Here is an 18,550-nt window from a genome sequence, read left to right on the forward strand (position 1 = left end):
AGTCCTTGGCGAACTCCTCGTCGCTCAGCAGGTTCTTGATGAAAGAGGTCAGCTTCTCGTAGGCATCGACGGCCATTTGTTGCTCCTCGGTTTCGGTGGGGCCCGTTCCTCGTTGGGCGTGTCACAAGGTTGCGCCGGGTGGCCACATCCGGGCATCGGGGAGACCCCCGTCACGATGGGGGACCGCTAGGGGGAAGTCGGTGATCGAGGTCGCGTGCGTCGAGGGGGCGCCGAAAAACCCGTGCGTGCCCGGACGGTCACGCTTGGTCAGCGAGGATCTCGCGGAGCGCGGCGAGCAGCTCGGCCCGGGAGGCGGCGCCGAGTTTGGTCCGGATTCGCGCCACGTGGTGCTCGACGGTTTTGGGTGCGATGTAGAGCTGGGCGCCGATCTCGCGGTGCGTGCTGCCGGCGAGGACGAGCTTCCCGACGGCGAGTTCGCGCTCGGAAAGCCCACCGGTCTGCACCGCGCCGTCCGTCTGGGAGTCCGGGTCGGACAGTTCGCGGGCCCGTTCGAGGAGCCGGCGAGCGGTGACCGGGTCGGTGGTGTGGATGGCCGCCTGCCCGGCGAGTCGGGAGGCCTCCCACGGGAGCTGTGCGGCGACCAGTTGCTCGGTGACGGCGAGGACCTGGTCGGGTGGGACGGGGGTGCCGGCGAGCACGGCGGACCAGACGGTGGCGGCCGCGCACTGGGCCGCGGCCCGGTGCCCGATCGGCCCGGTGTCCGCGGCGAGCCGCCCGAGCTGGTCCGCGGCGGCGAGCTCCGCGGGGTCCCTGGCCTCGCCGAGCCGGTCGAGTCGGTCCGCGGCCGGGTGCCCGGACTTCTCCGCCGGCGCGTCAGTGGCGGGTTCTCCTGGTCGCGGGGCCGGGCCGGCGGCCATCTCCCCCCGCCGCCGGGCCTGCGCCGTGATCTCGGCGAGCCGCCGGGCCTGGGCCGCCGCGGTGTCCTGGTCGTCGCCGGCGACGGCCACCTGCACCCGGAGCCAGCCGAGCGCCGCCGCCCACGCCGGTGGCCGGCCGAGCTGGTCGACGATCCGTTCGAGCAACTCCAGGATCGGCTCGATGCGCCGCCCCTGCCGCAGCCGCGCGGCGGCGACCAGGAGTTCCTCCACGGGTTCCAGCTGCCAGAGATCGACGGCCCTGCGGGCGAGCACCGGCTCCACACCACCCCACACCGCCCGCAGCCCGGCGATGTCCCCGCGCCTGCGCGCCGCGCCCGCGGCGATCGCCGCGCGCAACAGCCGCTCCCGGGCGGGCAGCTCTCCGCTGACGGGCCGTGCCAGCTCGGCGAGTGCGGTGTCGTAGCGGCCGGCACGCATCCGTGCCCAGGCGAGCAGCAGCCGGTGACGTTCGACCGCCGCCGGCCCTCCGATACCCGCGCGAGCGGCCCGGTCGAGGAGGTGCTCGGCGGCCGCCGTGTCCCCGGCGAGCACGGCGACGACAGCCCCGATGGCGTGCGGCGTGTCCGGGAGCACGGCGACCGGCGTGGCGCGTTCGGCCACCTCGGCCGCCTCTATCAGCAGCGGCACGGCGGCGTCGGGGTCACGAACCGCGGTGAGCACGGCCTCGGAGAACCGCAGCGCCGCCGGTGCGCCGTCGGGTCGGCAGGTGGCCGTCCGCGCGTCCGCCAGCCGACCGGTGCCCACCAGGACCGGCACGGCGAGCAGCGGTCCCGGCGGCGGCGCGGCGAACAGCAGGTCGGCGGCGCGGTCCGCGCGGCCGTCGTGGGCCGCGGCCGCGCCGGCGAGGCAGGCCACGCGGGCCTCGGCGCCCGGCGGCGCCGGCAGGTCGGCGTCGGGTGGCAGCCCGAGCAGCGTGCCGGCCTCGGCCCGGCCGGCGGCCACCGCGGACGGCTCGGCGCCCGCCTCGGTCGCGTCGTCGAACCAGGCCAGGGCGGCCGCCGGGTCGGCGAACCGGGTGAGCTCCCCGGCCTGCCGGTACACCTCGGCGGCGGCCGGGGTACGCACTCTCGCCGCCCGCAGTTGTGCCGCGGTGATCAGCGGATCCGCCCCCGCCGCGGCGAGCGCCCCGGCCGCGGCGTCGTGCAGGCGGCGGCGCTCGGCCGAGGACAGCTCGCCGAGCACCGCGTCGGCCATCGCCGGGATCATCCGCTCGCCGTCGGGCACGAGCATCCCCTCGTCGCGCAGCACGCGCAGGACGCCGGGCAGCTCCTCGGGCGGGATTCCGGCCGCGGCGGCCAGCACGTCGTCGGACAGTCCGAGCCGCAGCGCCAGCACCCGTGCCACCGCCCCGACGTGCCGCGGCAGCACCGCGAACCGCCGCTGTACCCGGGCCAGCAATGCCGGCGCCGGGACGCCGGACGCGGCACGGCTGGTGCCGGTCAAGGTGGAGGCCACCGCCGCCGCCACGACGGGCAAGCCCGCCGACATCTCGTGCACCGCCGCCGTGACCACCGGGGATGCCGGGTGCCCGGTGACCGCGGCCACCAGCGCGCCCACCCCGTCCCGATCCAGCGGCCCCAGAACCTCCACCCCGTCGGCGGCCGCCGCCTCGTCCAGGTCGGCCAACTCCGGGCTGCCGATCGTCGGTCTGCGCGCCACCAGCACCTGAACCCCGGATCGCGCCGCGGCCGTCAGGGCACGCAACACCTCCGGGGAGAGCCGGTGCGCGTCGTCCGCCACGACCGGGGTCCCGGCTTCCCGTGCGGCGTCGAGCCCGGTGGCCAGGTCACCGGAGCCGACCCACCACGCCCGCGTGCCGGAGGCGTTCACGAGTTGACCGAGGCGATAAGTCCGCCCGGAACCGTCGACACCCACCACCACGGTCACTGCGCCTCCCGGAGACCGGGTTGGTGCCGGAACCGTACAAACCCGTCACTGCTGACCGGTCCGTGCGCCACCGTAGGCACTGACTCAACCAAGCATCGAGCTTGCGGCATCCCGGTAGACCCGGCAAGCCGAGGCCGCCGGTGGGGTGCCGAAGTGGGCGAGACATACCTAAGCGGCTGTGTTGCGAGCAGCGCCCACACGAACTGACTAACTAAGGTAGCCCGTTCAGGTGACAACGTGCGGATTCGTCACTCGAAGTAACGTGAGTGCGAGAACGTTCGATAACCGATCATGCGAAGCGTTCGAAGCCGGACATCACCGCTGTAGCATTGCCGACCTGTCGGTAAGCAGGAAGCTTCAGCCCACCACGCCAGCAGATCGACACCGCTTCACCGAATGGAGACATGCATGCCGTTCTCGTCGGCCGACCTCGCGACCGAGCTGCGCACGCTCCGGAAGGGCCGCGGCATGCAGGCACCTCGAATCGGCGACGAGGTGGGCCCGGCGTTGCGCGAGCTGTGCGCGATCACCGAATCGGACTCGCACGCCTCGATCAGGGACAAGGTCGGCAACAAGCTCCACACCCTCAGCGAGAAGCTCCCGGACGACCTGCGCACGATCTTCCGCACCACTCTCGCACTCCACGGCGACACCCAAGGTCAATTCCTCAATGACCGGGTCAAGCTCCTCGCCAACAAATTCACGCGCGATGTCCGCACAATCCGCCGGAGAATGGACGAGGCGTTCGACCTGCTCGCCGAGAACGCGATCGCGACCGAGCCGCGCGGGCAGCGGTCGTCAGCGGGTCACGACTGGTACGTCCAGCGGTTCGAGGCCGTCCTCCGCCTGGACCGGACGACGCCGGAGTGCTTCGAGCGGCGCACGATCGTGGCCGAGCACGACGGGCTGGACCGGATCCGCGTGTCGATCACCCTGCCCCTGCCCACCGGGACGCACGGTCACGGACTGCCCGAGCTCCACGTCGAGCCGTACTTCGGCGCCGAACTCATCGGCAGGCAGCGACACCCGGGCAACAGGTTCGTCTTCGAACTCCGCCTGCCGGTGACCCTGTCCGCGGGCGAGAGCCACGAGTACGGGTTGGTCATGCGCCTTCCCGACGGCCAGGGCATGCGGCCCCACTACGTCTTCTTCCCGGAACGCCCGTGCGAGGCGTTCGACCTCCGCGTCCGGTTCCCGCTCACGAACACACCCGCCGAGGTGCAGTTGGTGCCGGGCGTGTTCCACCGGGCGATCGACGATCCGGCGTCCTCCGGCGGCACCGTCCCGGTCGACGCGGTGCACGAGGTGCACGTGACGTTCTCCAACCTCATGTCCGGCTACGGGTACGGCCTGCGCTGGGCCGAGTACGCGTGAGGGTGGGCCCGGCACCCCTCGGCCGCCGGGCCCACCCGTCCCACTCAGCCCGCCAACGCGGTCAGGGCGAAAAGCAGCAGCGTGACGATCAGGTGCGGCTCCATTGTCGGTCACCTCCTCCTCGGCTAATCCGCGAACACCGGCCGCACGGAACGGGCATCAGCCGCCGACGATCTGCGCACCGAGGCAAAAACCGGTCATGACGCCGATCGCCAGGCACGCGGCAACCGTCTTCACCGCAGCGGAAAAAGAGCAGAAGAAACTCATCATCGTGTTCCCATCCTTCTGACGCTTCAGAAACAGGTTGACGCCGGCGACTGAATCGACGACCGTTCCGCACTCAATCGATCATCAGTCGCCGGCAGGCTCACGAGAAGGTGTTGCCAACGTGACGGAAGGGCTGGAAACAGGAAACGGAACCACCGCGCACCGGAATCGGGTCGACCGGGATCCGGCACCCACCTGTCCACGGTCCGCAGTTTTGCGGGTTGCCCGTTGCCAACCGGTCGCCACGCCTTGCCCGGCGCCCGGCAATCGTGTGCACTGGCGCTGGAACCCCTTTGGCGAACGATTTCCACAGGAGCCGACATGGACAACGGAGAACCGTTCGGCTCGCTGTTGCGCACGCTGCGTATGGCCAGGGACGTGTCTCTGGGTGAACTGGCGCGCCGGACGCACTACAGCAAGGGCTACCTCAGCAAGGTCGAGATGGGACTGCGGCCGCCGTCGGAAGGCCTGGCCAGGCAGTGCGACGCGGCGCTCGACGTGGAGGGCAGGTTGATCGCCGCGGTCGCGGACCGGAGGACCACGTCGTCATCGGGCCGCCGCGACCGCGACGACCAGGACGAAGGGCGTTGGGTGATGCAGATGGACGACGACGGCTCGGTGTGGTTCCAGCCGGTGGACCGCAGGTCCGTGCTGGCCCTCGGCGCGACGTCGCTGCTCGCGCTGCGCACGGGCGGTCGGTCGCCGGTGGGCAACGCGCGCCACGAGGCGGCGCTGACCACGTTCGGCGAGCTCTTCCCCCAGCTCCGGCAGCTCGGGCAGCAGGCGTCGCCGGAGATCATGCTGCCGACCCTGATCACCCAGACGCAGACGCTCCAGCAGATCGCGACGGGCTCGGGCGGGCGCACCCGGACCGCCGCGTTCACCCTGGCCGCCCGGTACGCCGAGTACACCGGGTGGATGGCGCAGGAGTCCGGTCAGGACCCGGCCGCGCTGTGGTGGACCGAGCGGGCGGTGCGGCTGGCAGCGGAAGGCGGCGACGCGGAGCTGGCCGCCTACAGCCTGGTGCGGCGAGCGCTCATCACCCTCTACACCCGCGACGCCCAGCAGACCGTGGAACTGGCACGGCAGGCCCAGCGGCACCCCGGGGCCGGCGCGCGCGTGCGTGGTCTGGCCGCGCAGCGCGAGGCGCAGGGACACGCGCTGGCAGGCTCCGCGACGGCGTGCCTGCGCTCGTTGGAGAAGGCCCAGGCGCTGCTGTCCGCGGACGAGCCCAAGCAGGCCGGGCCGGTGCTCGGCTCCGGCACCGTGCGCAACCCGGTCGGTCTGACGACGGCGTGGTGCCTGCACGACCTCGGCCGGCCGGAAGAGGCGGCGGCGGCGTTCGAACGCGAACTCCGCGCGGTGCCGCCCGCCTCCCGCCGGTTCCAGCTCCGGTGGCGGGTGCGGCAAGCGCTGTCCTACGCGACCTCCGGCGAGGTCGACCAGGCCTGCCTGCTCACTTGGGACCTGCTCGGCGACCTCGCGTCGGTCGACTCGGCGACCTCGCGGTCGGACCTGGTCGCGCTGGCGCGGACGCTGTCGAGGTGGCTGTCCCACCCGCGGGTGCGGGACCTCTACCCGGCGCTGTCGGCCGCGCTGCACCCCGGCGCAGGCAGGCCCGCCTAGCCGGTGAGCGCGATCTTCGTGAACTTCCGCAACGGCGACGACAACTACGCCGCCGCGCTGCTGTACGACGAGTTGGCGACCCGGTTCGGCGCCGACCGGGTCTTCCGGTCGACCAACTCGCTGCGCCCCGGTGAGGACTTCACGGTGGTGCTGCTGGAGAAGCTGCGGCGCTGCCGGGTGGTGCTGGTGGTCATCGGTCCGCGCTGGCTGGGGTCGACCGACAGCGCGGGGCGCCGCCGGCTGTGGCAGCGGAACGACTGGGTGCGGCGCGAGATCATGTTGGCGTTGCGCGAGGACAAGCACGTCATCCCGGTCCTGCTGCACGACCTGCCGAGGCTGGAGCCCGGACAGCTGCCACCGAGCATCCGCCCGCTGGCCAAGCGGCAGAGCGTCAAGCTCGACCACCGCAGCCTGCGCGCGGGCCTGACCGCGCTGGTGCGCGACCTGTCGGAGCTCGATGAGCTCGCACCACCGCGGCCGAGCCGGACCTCCCGGCTCCCGGTGCGGCTGTGGGGAGCGGTCGACCGGCCCGCGTTGCTCGCACGGGTGGACGACGCCATGGCCGACGGAGCCGTCGTCGTCCTGCACGGCAGGGCCGGCGTGGGCAAGACGCAGCTGGCGGCCGAATACGCCCACCGGCACGCGCACGAGCACCACACGACCTGGTGGGTGTCCGGCGAGCGGCCCGAGCTGATCACCGAGCAGGTCGGCGAGCTGGCACGAGCGGCCGGTCTCGACCCCAGGTCTGGCATCGACCACCTGTGCCGCGAACTCAACCGGCGCGGGAGGTGGCTGCTGGTGCTCGACGGCGTCGACGACGTGCACGCGCTGGGCGACGTGCTCGCCGGGTGCCCGGACCGCGTGCTGGTCACCTCGCGCGACCACCGCTGGGCGCCACCCGCCGTCGTGGTGGACACACCGGGCCTCACCAGATCGGAGTCCGTGCGGTTGTTGACCGAACGGCTCGACCACCTGCCCGAGGCGCAGGCGAGCGAACTCGCCGAGGCGCTGGACGACCTGCCGCTGGCGGTGGCGCAGGCGGCCACGTTCCTGCGCGGGTCGACCATCGGCGTGCGGCGCTACCTGGAGTTGCTCGGCACCCGCGTCGGCCCGCTGCTCGACCGCGGCGGGTCTCCCACGTACCCCCGGACGTTGGGCGAGGTGTGGTCACTGGCGCTGGAGTCGCTGGAGTCGACCGACCCGGCGGGCGCGGAACTGGCGCGGCTGTGCGCCTTCTTCGCGGCCACACCGATTCCCGTCGACCTGTTCGACGCGGCGGCCACCGCTCTCGCGACGCCGCTGCGGGAAATCGCGACCGACCCGATCCGGCTGGACGACGCGGCGGCCGCGGTCGCCAGATCCGGATTGGTCGACGTGCGGACCGGGCACCTGCGCCCGCACCACCTGTTCCAGTCCTACGTCCGCGACCGGATGACAGCGGAGCAGTCCGCGCGCACCCGTGACGCCGCGCGCCAGGTGCTCGTGGCGCGCCACCCCGGGGACCCGCGCTCGGCGGAGTCCTGGGGGCGGTACGCCGTCCTGCTGCCGCACGTACTCGCGCTCGACCTCGTGCGCGGCGCCGATCCCCGGTGCCACCGGCTCGTGCTGGATGCGTCGCACTACCTGGTGGTGCTGGGTGACGCGAAAACCGCGCGGGACCTCGTCTCCGCCGCCCTCGCGCACTGGACGGCCGAGTTCGGCGAGCGACACCCGACCGTCCTGGCGGCGACCAGCCAACTGGCCGGCGCGCACTTCCGGCTCGGCGACTACGACTCGGCACGCGAACTGGACGAGCGCGTGCTGGCGCACCGGCGGCAGGCACTCGGACCGGACCACCCGGACACGCTGGCCGCCGAGCACGACCTGGCCGCCGTCGCGTGGGCGCTGTCCCGGCAGGACAGCAGGCACCGGCACGAGGAGGTGCTGCGCCGCCGTCGCGAGATCCTCGGCGGCGACCACCCGGACACGCTGCGCACCGCGCACAACCTCGCGGTGCACCTGCGCACGGTGCGGTCGGTCCGGGAGGCGTTGGCGCTGGACCTGGACACCCGCGCGCGGTTCGCGCGGGTGCTGGGCGAGGACCACGTCGACACCCTGCGATCGACCCACGCCCTGGCCGTCGACCTGCGGCTGCTGGGCTCGGCGGCCGAGGCCAGGGCGTGGAACGAGGACACGCTCGCCCGCTGCCGACGGGTGCTCGGCGAGGACCACATCGAAACGTTGCGGTGTGCGAACAACCTCGTGCAGGACCTGCGCGCGCTGGGGGCGCACGCCGAGGCGGACCGGCTGGAACAGGACAACAACGCCCGGCTGCGCCACCTGCCCGGCTAGCCGGCTCCGCTGCTCAGTCGTCCTCGCGGATCGGGGTGCCTTCGCCGTCTCCGGGGAACGCCGGGTCGACCGCCCACCGCTCACCGTCGAACACCAGGACCACGCCCTTGTCGGTGAACCTGCGATCGCCCGGCTCGGGCGGCCGCTCGTGCTCAGCCTCGGCCGTCACCGCACCCGGCTCCCTTCCCGAACACCTCGTCCAGCACCCGCAGGAAGTCGTGGGAGCGCCAGTACACCGAATGCGTCCACAGACCCCAGGTCGCCAAGTGGTCCAGCGCCACGTTCCTCGGCGCGGAACCGTCGTGCAGCAGGTAACGGTCACCGGTGACGAAGGCCAGCGGGTCCAGCGGCTCCCACACGTTCGTCCACCCGCCGACCGCCGGGGGCAGCACCACCGGACCCGTCTCGCGGTGTGCGGAGAACCGCGGGTCCACGAGGTCGAACAGCGGCCACTGGCTGCCGAACGTGACCAGCGACCGGACCCACACGGGCACGGGCGCGGTCGCGAGGTCCATCGCGATCACGCCGCCGAGGCTGTGCGCGAGCACCCGGACGGGATCGCCCTCGCCGCCGAGCGACCGGCCAGCCGACCCGATCACGTCGCGGACCCGCTGCTGGATCGCCGCCTGATGTCGTTGGTACACCAGGACGTCACCGAGGAACCGGCCGATGCCGGGCAGCAGGTGCGCCCGCAGCGAGGAGTTCATCCGCCCCGCGGTCGCCGTCTGGGTGGCTCCCACCAACCGGTCGAACCGGCGCAGGCAGCGCGCCAGCACCCGCCGGTCGAGCCCCCGCAGGTAGCCGTCGGGCGACAGGTCCACCACGAGGTCGGCGATCGCCTCGCCCACCTCGGTCAGCACCACCACGTCGTCGACCCGACGGAGGTTGTCCGCCTCAGGCCAGCACTCCTGGACCTGTGCCAGCAGCAGCGGCGCCCACCGGGTCGAGCCCACCTCCTCCAGCCTGCGCAGGACACCGGCCTCGACCGGGTCGAGGCCGCGGTCGAGGTCGACGCCTCCCCGGTGCCACTGCGGCGCGTCGGGGTCCTCGTCGTCGCGCAATCCTCCGCGCCCACTCGTCGACGGCACGACCGACCGGACGGTGGCCTCCCGTGCCGCGAGATCTCCCCAGAACACCGGGTGCAGCGCCAAGCCCGACGCGTCGGCCAGACCGGCGACGACCGCACCGAAATCGTCCTCGCGCCCCCGGTAACCCACTCCGTGCAGCACGAAGACCAGGTCCGTCACGACGTCTCCGACCGCTCGACCGCTGCGGACGGGTTGCCGTAGACGGTGTAGGCGAGCCAGGTCGGGTCGCCCTCGTCGACCATCACGGACTCCCGCGCGGTCATCGACGCCCTCCCCAACGGCTGCCCGCCGAGCAGCGCGTCGTAGAACGACTCGGCGAAGACCCGCGCGGAGGAGGACCGGACCGCCCACAGCGCGCCGACGAACGCGCCCGCACCCGCTCTCATGAACCGGGTGGCCCACCCGCTGGTGCTGGTGAGCGTGCGCGCTTCACCCGCGCTGCGACAGGCGTTGAAGAACACCAGCGGCCCGGTCGCCGCCAACACCCTGCGCTGCACGCAGACTTCGAGATCGACCGGCCGGAACGTGCCGCCCAGCAGCTCCAGCGCGGAACCGCTGTCGACGTCGAAGGTGTTGTGGCAGGCGAAGTGGAGCAGGTCGAAGCCGCCGTCGACGACGAGATCGCTGAGCTCGCCCCACTTCTCCACCACACCCCGGTCCGCGACCCGGGGACCGAGCTTCGCGCGGATCGCCGCGACCTCGGCGTGCGCGTCGTCGGGCGACGTCGGCGGCACCACGTACCCGGCGTTCGACAGTCGCAGCGTGCGCGGGTGTTGGTCCTGGCCGTTCACCCGGCGCACCACGGGGAACCACTCGACCAGGAACTTCCCCCGGTCCTGGTCCACGGGGTGCAGCAATTCCCAGGGGGTGGTGTCCAGGTCGCTGATCACCGACAACGAGGTGATGCTCGGCAGTTGCGCCCAGAACTGCTCCCGGATCGCGGACGGCACCGCGTCGACCCACAGACTCGCGCCGAGGCCGACCAGCCGTCGACGCACGTGCTTCGGGTCCTCGAAGGCCGACCTCCGCCCGGCCAGGTTCCGGATCTCCGCCGCGACGCGCTCGGCGACGACGCTGACGTCGTCGCCCAGCCTCCGGGACACCACCCGCTCGTACGGGACGTCGCAGACCAGCCGGAACGAGTAGCCGTCGGCGCAGGGTCCCACTTCGAGCGTCACCTCACCGGGCTCGCGCACGATCTGCCGCAGCTCCGCGCCGCGGACGCCGAGGTCCTGGGTCGGCACGTCCCGCTCCACGGAGATCTCGGCGCGGAACTCGCCGAGGCACGACCCGCCGAGGAACGCCCGGACGAACACCTCGTGCAGGCCGGGCGCGACGAGCACGAAGGCGAACCGGAGCTGGTCGGAGTCGGCCGCCACCGGCAGCAGGAGGTCCTGGTCGAGGTCGCCGATCCCCTGCAGGCCGGGACCGGCCGACACGCTGATGCTCAGCGTCTCCGGCTTGGTCAGCACGAAGGACCGCAACGGCGACGAGCGCCCGTCCACCGGCGCGCGGACCACTTGGACGATCATCGGGATCCGGGCACCGAGCGCGGCCCGGCCGGGGAAGTCGACGGCGAGGTGGCGCTGCGCCGAGGTGGTCGGCTGGTGGGCGACCCGGTACCCGTCGCGGCGCGCGTCACGCTGCCGCTTGACCCACGTCCGCAATTCCTGGTGGCCGACGATGATCCGCCGCAGCTCGCTCTTCGCCCGCTCCGGCGGCAAGGCCAGCGCGGCCGCCAACTCGCGCTCGACGGCCGCCGCCTCGACGGCACCCAGCAGCGTGCGCAGGTGCGGCGCGACGGCCACCGCCCACTCCCGCCACTCCCGTTCGTCCACCCTCGGACTCCTCTCCGCGCCCGATCACGCGCCGATGTGCTGAAAGGCCGCCCACGCGTGGACCGGCGACTCGTCCCGGTGCCGCGGTTCCCGCAGGGACAGCTCGTCGTCGAGGTGCTCGACGAGTTCCGCGGGCAGGCCCTCGGCGGCCCGCCACGCCGAGGCTTTCTCCGCGTTGGTGCTGTCGCGCACCCACCGCTGCGCTTGCCGGAGCGCCTGAGCCGGAGACAGCTCTCCGCCCGCCCATCTGCGGTGGAACTCCACCATCAGCATCGTGGTCGACAGGTCGTGCACCGCCCAGAGCGAGGCCACCACGCCCGCCGCGCCCGCCTGCAGCAGTCCCATCGGCAACCCCAGCGCCTCGTCCGGCAGGTCGGTGCCCGGCATGGCGGTCTCGCACGCCGACAGCACGGCCAGCCGAGCCGTCACCTTGAGCGCCAACAGATCCCTCAACGTCAGCGACTCGCCGTCCGCCAGCGCCAGCCGACTGTCCACAGGGGACAGCAGGTCCGCGATCCCGTGACAGGCGAAGTGCAGCACCTCGGCCGTCCGCAACCCGTCGCGGACCCGGTCGGCGGTCGCGTCCGAGCCCGCCAGGACCGAGGTCGAACCGGCCGACATCGCCATCGCCTCGAACCGCGCGGAGGGCAACGGTTCCAGGCCGGTCGACGTCGGGTCGGCCACCACGAGGGCCTTGCCGTAGCCGGCGCGCGCCGCCCGCTCCCGCGCGGTGGTGAGCGACCGCGCGTTCGGGACGTAGCTGATCGCCGCGCTGTCCACCGCGTAGTGCCTACCCGTGGCGGTCGAACTGTCCGGGCACCACGCGGCGTGCAGCGGGAGCAGACCGAGCAGGCCGCCCGCGACGACGGTGATCTCCTCCACGGCCCCGATCCGGTCGAGCACCGGGCCCATCACCGCGTCCCACAGCCACCCCGTCCGTGCGTCGAGGTCGGCGGCCCACCCCTCGAAGGCCGCTCCCCCGCTCGCCCGGAAGGCGTGATAACCGCCGAGGTGCGCGGAAACCGCGTCGTGCACCGCCGGTGCGCCCAGGCCGGGCAGCGCGACGTGGTCCACCTCGCCGTCCCGGACGACGAAGGCCGAACCGCCGTCGTCGGCCGCCGCCAGGTAGCACAGCGGCTGATCGGTCGCGGCCCGCGCGATGTCGTCGAACCGGGGCTCGGTCAAGAAGTCCCGGTACCCCGGCACCGCGCGGATCTCCGCGACGACGTCGTCGAACTCCCGCCGCGCGGCCCGCAGGTCGTCGAGTGGACTGCCGTGCACCGTGCTCATCTCCTGCCTGTTCCCGATCGGGGTCTGGTGAGTGCGACGAGCCGGTCGACGCCCACGCGGTAACGCTCGGCGAGGTCGGCTCGCCCCTCGTCCGCGAGCCCGTCGAGCTCGGCCGACTCGCGCGCCAGCGCCTCGGCCAGCACGAGCGCCCTGCCCTCCTCCAACGCGAGCACCGCGTCCCGGAGGTCGCCCATCCGCAGGCTGGTCACCGCGCTGTCCACGGCGAGACCCCTCGCCTGCCGCAGCCAGTGCTCCTGGTGCCGGCCGCGGTTCCGCGTGGCGGACAGGTGCAGCGCGGCCGCCCTGCCGAACCCGTGCGCCTGCGCCGCCTCGGCCCACGCGGCGCGGCCCATCGCCCACTTGCCCCAGTTGCGCGCGGCCAGCAGGCTCCACCGGATGTCCGCGACCGCGCCGGACTCGCACGCGGTCCGGAACACGGCGGTCGCCTCGGCCAGGTCCGCCGCGTCGGCGCGGACCCGGTACCTGTCCCCCAGCGCCACCGCGAGGTTGTTGGACCACCGGGCTCCACCGGCCACGTCCGCTTCGACCACCTCGCGGAGGATGTCCACGACGGAGTCCAGGTCGCGCTCGTCGCCGTGCTCGATCCAGCGGTGCCACAGCGCGCCCGCGAGGTTCGCGCGCACACGCGGGTGGTCGGGCGAGATGGCCAACGCGACCGAGAACGTGTCCACCGCGCGGTCCAACTGGGTGAGGTCGTCGTCCACGCGGTACCTGTCGATCAGGCAGTTGGCGAGGTTGTCGAGGTAGGTCGCGCGTTCGGGGGCGGTGGTGGCGCCGCAGTCCAGCGCGAGTCGGAACGCGGTGGTGGCCGACTCCAGGTCGGTGGACCGGCCGGTGAGCTCGAACCGCGCTCGCAGGCAGTTCCCCCGGGTGTTGAGCAGCCCGGCACGGGCGGGCGCGCCGGGTGGCGTCTCGGCCACGGCCTGCTGGAGGAGCGCGAGCGCGGTGTCCACATCGGACGCCTCTCCGTCGCGTTCGAACCGGTCGAGCAGCAGGCACGCGTGCTCGCCCCGGTACTCGGCGCGGATCGGCCCGGTGTCGTCCGCCAACGCGGCGACGCGGTCGAACAGGGCCAGGCCCTCGTCGAGGTCGGCGGGGTCACCGGTGCGGTCGTGGCGCAGTCGCACGGCCCGCGCGAGGTTGCCGAGGTAGCGCGGCAGGTCGGGTGAGCGCGGGGTGGTCAGCCGGACCGCGTCGCGGAGGTGTTCGACAGCGCGCGCGAGATCCGCCGGGTCGCCGCTGCGCTCGTAGCGGTCCCTGAGCGCCACGCCGAGGTCGTTGGACGCCACGGCCCTCGACGACGTGTCAACTCTTTCGATCACGGCTACAGTCTCTCCGCCAAATGGATTGGCGGTACCGGGCGGAACGTATTGACAATCAGTTGTCCATCAGTTGTCCAATCCACCCGACAATGCCCGTGAATTGACTACTCGACCAAGGCTCGCACACTTGTGCGCAATGCGCGGGCGTACCTAGACTCGGTCATCCTTCTCACCGGTCCGACGAATGTCCACTTCGCCGAGGAATACCCCATGTCAGCAGGTGCACCCGTTCCGTCGCTCCAGTCGTACTTCCCCGGCGACCAGGTCGACGAGCAGGTCCGCGCGGCAAGGGAAGCGCTGGTGAAGGCCGGCTCGAACCGGTCGAGGCGGGTCGAGGGGCTGATCTACCTGGCCGCCGCGCTGTACGGGCGACACCAGTACACCCATCAACAGGCGGAAGTCGACGAAGGCGTCGAACTGCTTCGCCAGGCGATTTCACTGACACCGGCTCGACACCAGCTCCGGGACAAGGCGGAACGGGTACTCGCTTTGCTGCTGTGCGTTCGGATGACCCCGGACGCGGTCGCCGAGTCGATCACCCTCACCGCCGGGTTGCTGAACCGGAGGGCACTGGAGTCGACGCAGGACGCGATGCTGCTGGTCCAGCTGGGAATGGCGTTGACGGCCGCGTCCAACCACGGGGGCAGCACCGGGCTGCTCGACGACGGGGTCGCCCTGCTCGAACGGGCGGCCGACACCACGACCACCGCCGGGTCCGCGATCAAGCGGCTGAAGGCCGATCTCGCGCGGTTCGCGCTGGCGATCGCGCTGACCGCGCGGTACTCGGTCCGGTGGTCGACCGACCCGAGGGACGCCGAACGTGCGGGCGAGCTGCTCGAAGGGCTGGACGTGGACCGGGTCGAGCAGACGCTCCCCGGCTTCGAGGACCTCCTCCGGCAGATGAAGCACGGGCTGGCGGCGGTCCGCGCGCAAAACGGCGGTGCCCCCGGGCAGCCCTCGCCCGACCCGGTGGTGGTGCCGAGAGCCACCTCCGGCCCGATGTCGGGGGCCATGGGCAAGTCCCTGCACACCACCAGGTCGCTCCTGGACGCCGGGATCGCCTACGGGATGACGAGCGACCTCGCCTCGTTCGACGCGTGGCTCGCCGACCTCCGCGAGGAGCTGCACGGCCTCGCCGACGACTCGCCCCTGCGGGAGAGTCTTCTGGTGTGCCTGGCGCAGGTGCACTCCCTCCGCTTCCGCAACCGGCAGCTCGCCGGGCTCGCGGACGCGCGGTGGGACCTGGACCAGGCGCTGTCGTTCGCCAGGGAGGCAGTCGCCCTGCCGGTCCGCGACGTGGACAGCATGGCCGACGGGGTGCTCGCCGTGTGCCTGCTCGACCGGTACATCCTCGGTCTCGGCACCAAGGCGGACCTGGAGGAGTCCGTCGAGTTGTTGCGCCACGCGATCGCGAGGTGCCGCGCCGACTCGCGCAGCGCGCTTGCGGTGAGCGGCACGCTCGCCGAGGCGCTGGTGGCGCGCGGCGCGGCCAACCACAGCCTGGAGGACATCAACGAGGCCGAGGACGTGCTCGTCACCTTCTACGAACGCCTCGCCCCGCAGTCGCCCGTCCGGCCGATAGCCGCGGTGCGGCTGGCGGTCTTCCTCCAGCACCGCTCCGCGCTGACCGGGGACACCGAGGACGTGCTGCGGGCATCGGCGGCGTCGCGTACAAGCATGGCAGCGGCTGCGGAGACCAGCATCGTCTGGGCCTACGACGCCGCGCTGCACTGGGCGCACTGGACGTGGGACTACGGGCCCGCGGCGGAACGGGCCGACGCCTACCAGCAGGTGGTGCGATTCCTGTACCGGCTGGCCAGGGCGCAGAGCGACCGCGGCCACGCGGAGTTCGCCCTGCGCCGGAGTTCGCAGGGGGTGCTCGCCCGCGCCATGCGGGCGCTCGCCGCCGACGGCCGGTTCACCGACGCCGTCGTGTCCGCCGAGACCGGGCGCGCGGTGCTGCTGTCCGCCGCGCTGGAGCGGGACGGACCGGCGCTGGACGACGCGATCCCCGCCGAGCTGCGGCAGCGGTTCTCGGACGCCGGCGAACGGCTGCGCGCCGCGGAGTCCGCCGCCGCCCAGGTCGCGGCCAACCAGCTCACCTCCGACCAGTTCCCGACCGACACGGCGAGGAGACGACCGTGACCGACGCGGCCCCCACCCGCCGGGACCCGCCGCGGCAGTCCGCGGCGACCCGCCGCGACGTCGCCGACCCGCGGGCCACCCGACGGGACCAGCCCGAGGCGCCGGATCCCGCCGTGGAGACCGGTGGCCTGCCCGCACCGCTGTTCGAGGAGTACGAACCGGTCAGCGGTATGCCGGCCGGCGGCGAGGCGCACCTGGTGATGCGGGTCCGCCACCGCGCGGACGGCTCCGACCACGTCGTCAAGCTCTACGGCAGCGCCATCCGACCCGATCCGGAGCTGCTGATGGCGTTGCAGCGGGCCGATTCCGATCACCTGGTCCGGATCACCGGCTGGGGCGAGCACACGGACCGCTTCGGCAACTCGACGAGCTGGGAGGTGCTGGAGCACGTCGCGGGTGGCTCGCTGCGCGACCTCGTCCGGACCGAAGGTCCCCGGCTGCCGGAGGCGCGCGTCCGCGAGATCCTGGTCGAACTCACCAACGCGCTGGAGCACCTGCACACCGGCGTCCGGCACGGGTCGTCCACCGGACTCGCGCACCGCGACGTCAAACCGGAGAACATCCTGGTGCGCACCAGGGAGCCGCTCGACCTGGTGTTCTGCGATTTCGGGCTGGTCGCGGAGATCAGGACGACCAGGATGACCACCCGCCAGGCGGGCACGGCCGAGTACCAGGCGCCCGAGACGTGGCTGCGCCGCAGCCGGGACGCCGAGCAGGACTGGTGGGCGCTCGGGGTCGTCATCACCGAGTTGCTGATCGGGCGCAACCCCAACTCGGGCATCATGGACGAGGCGATCGACGACGCGCACACGCTGTTCGAGCACCTGACCCAGCACGGCGTCGACCTCTCCGAGGTGACCGATCCCCGGTGGCGGATGCTGTGCGCCGGTCTGCTCACCTTCGCGCAGGACTACCGGTGGGGCGCGGCCGAGATCCGCTCCTGGCTCGCGGGCGGGTCACCCGCGGTCCACAGCGGACGCTTCGAGGAGCGGGCCGCCGCCGAGCCCGCGACGTCACCGATCGAGGTGGCGGGCCGCGCGTGCCGTGAGCCCGCCGAGGTGGCGCTGGCCATCAGCGAGAACTGGTCGGCCGCGACCCGGCTGTTCGAGTCGCGCGACCAGCGGCTGGACCTCGACGGGTGGCTCCGGGACAACTTCGCCGATGTCGTGCTGCCGAAGGACTTGTTCGCCAGGGACCCGGCGAGCCGGACGGAGGCGGCGCTGCGCGCGGCCCGCTTCATCTCGTGGGTGGCGCCCGAACTCCGGCCCAGCTTCCAGGGTCGGGCGGCGGATGCGGACGGCATCGCCGCGCTGGCCGCGTCCGCCGTCCACGACCCGACCGCCGCGACCCTGCTGGCGCAACTGGACGCCGCGGCGCTGAGGGTGTTCGGCAGACATCGCTGCACCGCGCACCCGCGGTGCGGCGACCGGTGCGAGGTGCTCGAATCCGCCGCGGACCGGTGGGACTCCGCCCGGCGCGCCCTCGACCTGCGTGCGCAAGCACTCGCGCCCCGACTGCGCCCCGCGCCGCTGTCGCCGTTGACCGGCGAGGAGCTGGCCGACGCACAGGCCACGCTGGTCCGCACGCTGGTCGACCCGGCGTTCGTCGACGGGTTGCGCCGGGAACTGGTGCGCGACCAGCAGGCGACCGGAGCCTCCTGGTGGCGTCAGCTCAGCACCGACGCGCGCCAGGGCACCTCGCCCGACCAGTTGGCGGCCCTGGTGCTCGCGGCGGCCACCACCGGTCGGGCACGGGCAGCGATGGCCGCCACGAGAGCGGCCGAAGCGGTCAAGGCCAAAGCGGCGGCGGACGCCGCCCGCGACGCCAGGCGGGAGTCGATCCGCCGGGCGACGGCGCGCCTGCGGCCGATCTCACGGGACCTGCTCGCCCTGCTGATGGCGCTCGTGGTCGCGTACTTGGCGACCTTCGTCGCGGTGCAGGGTTTCGTCCTGATCGACCAGGGCACCACGACCGACCCGACCGAACTGCAGGTCCGACTCGCGTTCCCGGTCGCCGTCCTGCTCGCCTGCGCGCTGATCAGACCCCGCGCCCCGGCGTCGGCGGGCAGGCGCGCCGTGCAGATCGCGCTGGGCTCCGCAGTGGTGCTGGCGGGCGCGCTGCCGACCGGCCAGCTCCACGTGCTCGTCTTCCCGATCGAGTGGCGAACCGGTGTGGCGGACGGACTGGTCGCCCTCAACACGCTGTTCACCGGCAACGCCGAGTCGATGCCCGTCACGCTCGGGATCGCGGCACTGGCTGCACTGGCGCTGTCCGGCTGGACCGTCGCCGTCGCCAGGCGCGGCGTGCGCAGCGATCTCCCCGGTGTGCGGGCGACCAAGCGGGCCCTCGTCTTCGCGGTCGTCGCGCTGTTCGCGCTGCGCGCCGCGCACCTGTGGTTCCACTGGGAGGTGCCGACGTGGCTGCCGTCGCCGATGTCCGTCTGGCTGACCATCTGACACCCA

The 18,550-nt window shown here is 72.9% G+C and carries 11 protein-coding genes; 5 read left to right on the forward strand and 6 right to left on the reverse strand.

Translation table 11 applies throughout. The features are described 5' to 3' along the window. Window positions 1-257: 257 nt before the first annotated feature. Window positions 258-2,786, reverse strand: coding sequence for a helix-turn-helix transcriptional regulator (locus ALI22I_RS28685; RefSeq protein WP_077008686.1), 2,529 nt, complete (start codon window positions 2,784-2,786; stop codon window positions 258-260). 408 nt (window positions 2,787-3,194) lie between these two features. On the opposite strand from ALI22I_RS28685, the gene ALI22I_RS28690 reads away from it, so the two are divergent. From ALI22I_RS28690 to fxsT, 3 genes are all read left to right on the forward strand, one after another. After that, window positions 3,195-4,160 carry a hypothetical protein gene (locus ALI22I_RS28690; protein WP_077008687.1) on the forward strand — a complete coding sequence of 322 codons (966 nt, stop codon included), beginning with the start codon at window positions 3,195-3,197 and terminating at the stop codon, window positions 4,158-4,160. Window positions 4,161-4,748: 588 nt separating this feature from the next. After that, window positions 4,749-6,053: a helix-turn-helix domain-containing protein gene (locus tag ALI22I_RS28695; protein ID WP_077008688.1), complete on the forward strand. Its 1,305-nt coding sequence runs from the start codon at window positions 4,749-4,751 to the stop codon at window positions 6,051-6,053. Between the two features lie 3 nt (window positions 6,054-6,056). Further along, a complete protein-coding gene (gene fxsT / locus ALI22I_RS28700; protein WP_077008689.1) occupies window positions 6,057-8,384 on the forward strand; it encodes an FxSxx-COOH system tetratricopeptide repeat protein in 2,328 nt (775 codons plus the stop codon). A 13-nt stretch (window positions 8,385-8,397) separates the two neighbouring features. On the opposite strand, the gene ALI22I_RS51245 is transcribed toward fxsT, so the two are convergent. From ALI22I_RS51245 to ALI22I_RS28720, 5 genes are read right to left on the reverse strand one after another with little or no spacing between them, the layout of a single operon-like run. Beyond that, a complete protein-coding gene (locus tag ALI22I_RS51245) occupies window positions 8,398-8,553 on the reverse strand; it encodes a hypothetical protein (protein WP_179118396.1) in 156 nt (51 codons plus the stop codon). After that, on the reverse strand, window positions 8,537-9,631 hold the full coding sequence (locus ALI22I_RS28705) for a hypothetical protein (protein ID WP_077008690.1): 1,095 nt from the start codon (window positions 9,629-9,631) through the stop codon (window positions 8,537-8,539). The genes ALI22I_RS51245 and ALI22I_RS28705 overlap by 17 nt, the downstream gene beginning before the upstream one ends. Next, a complete protein-coding gene (locus ALI22I_RS28710; protein ID WP_077008691.1) occupies window positions 9,628-11,310 on the reverse strand; it encodes a CHAT domain-containing protein in 1,683 nt (560 codons plus the stop codon). The genes ALI22I_RS28705 and ALI22I_RS28710 overlap by 4 nt, the downstream gene beginning before the upstream one ends. A 24-nt stretch (window positions 11,311-11,334) precedes the next feature. Further along, complete coding sequence (locus ALI22I_RS28715; protein WP_077008692.1) at window positions 11,335-12,600, reverse strand: CHAT domain-containing protein; 1,266 nt, start codon at window positions 12,598-12,600, stop codon at window positions 11,335-11,337. After that, complete coding sequence (locus ALI22I_RS28720) at window positions 12,597-13,943, reverse strand: hypothetical protein (RefSeq protein ID WP_143532484.1); 1,347 nt, start codon at window positions 13,941-13,943, stop codon at window positions 12,597-12,599. The genes ALI22I_RS28715 and ALI22I_RS28720 overlap by 4 nt, the downstream gene beginning before the upstream one ends. 210 nt (window positions 13,944-14,153) lie before the next feature. On the opposite strand from ALI22I_RS28720, the gene ALI22I_RS28725 reads away from it, so the two are divergent. Continuing rightward, entirely contained in the window at window positions 14,154-16,088 is a 1,935-nt protein-coding gene (locus ALI22I_RS28725; RefSeq protein WP_077008694.1) for a hypothetical protein, read from the forward strand. Further along, a complete protein-coding gene (locus tag ALI22I_RS28730; RefSeq protein ID WP_077008695.1) occupies window positions 16,085-18,544 on the forward strand; it encodes a protein kinase domain-containing protein in 2,460 nt (819 codons plus the stop codon). The genes ALI22I_RS28725 and ALI22I_RS28730 overlap by 4 nt, the downstream gene beginning before the upstream one ends. Window positions 18,545-18,550: the final 6 nt, after the last annotated feature.

Origin of the sequence: Saccharothrix sp. ALI-22-I (genome assembly GCF_001984175.1) — a bacterium.
In the GTDB taxonomy this organism is placed as follows: Bacteria; Actinomycetota; Actinomycetes; order Mycobacteriales; family Pseudonocardiaceae; genus Actinosynnema.

Excerpts from the sequence above, each read along its gene's own strand:
- ALI22I_RS28695 (WP_077008688.1), top strand. The coding sequence starts at position 4,749 with ATGGACAACGGAGAACCGTTCGGCTCGCTGTTGCGCACGCTGCGTATG.
- ALI22I_RS28725 (WP_077008694.1), top strand. The coding sequence starts at position 14,154 with ATGTCAGCAGGTGCACCCGTTCCGTCGCTCCAGTCGTACTTCCCCGGC.
- ALI22I_RS28690 (WP_077008687.1), top strand. The coding sequence starts at position 3,195 with ATGCCGTTCTCGTCGGCCGACCTCGCGACCGAGCTGCGCACGCTCCGG.
- ALI22I_RS28715 (WP_077008692.1), bottom strand. The coding sequence starts at position 12,600 with ATGAGCACGGTGCACGGCAGTCCACTCGACGACCTGCGGGCCGCGCGG.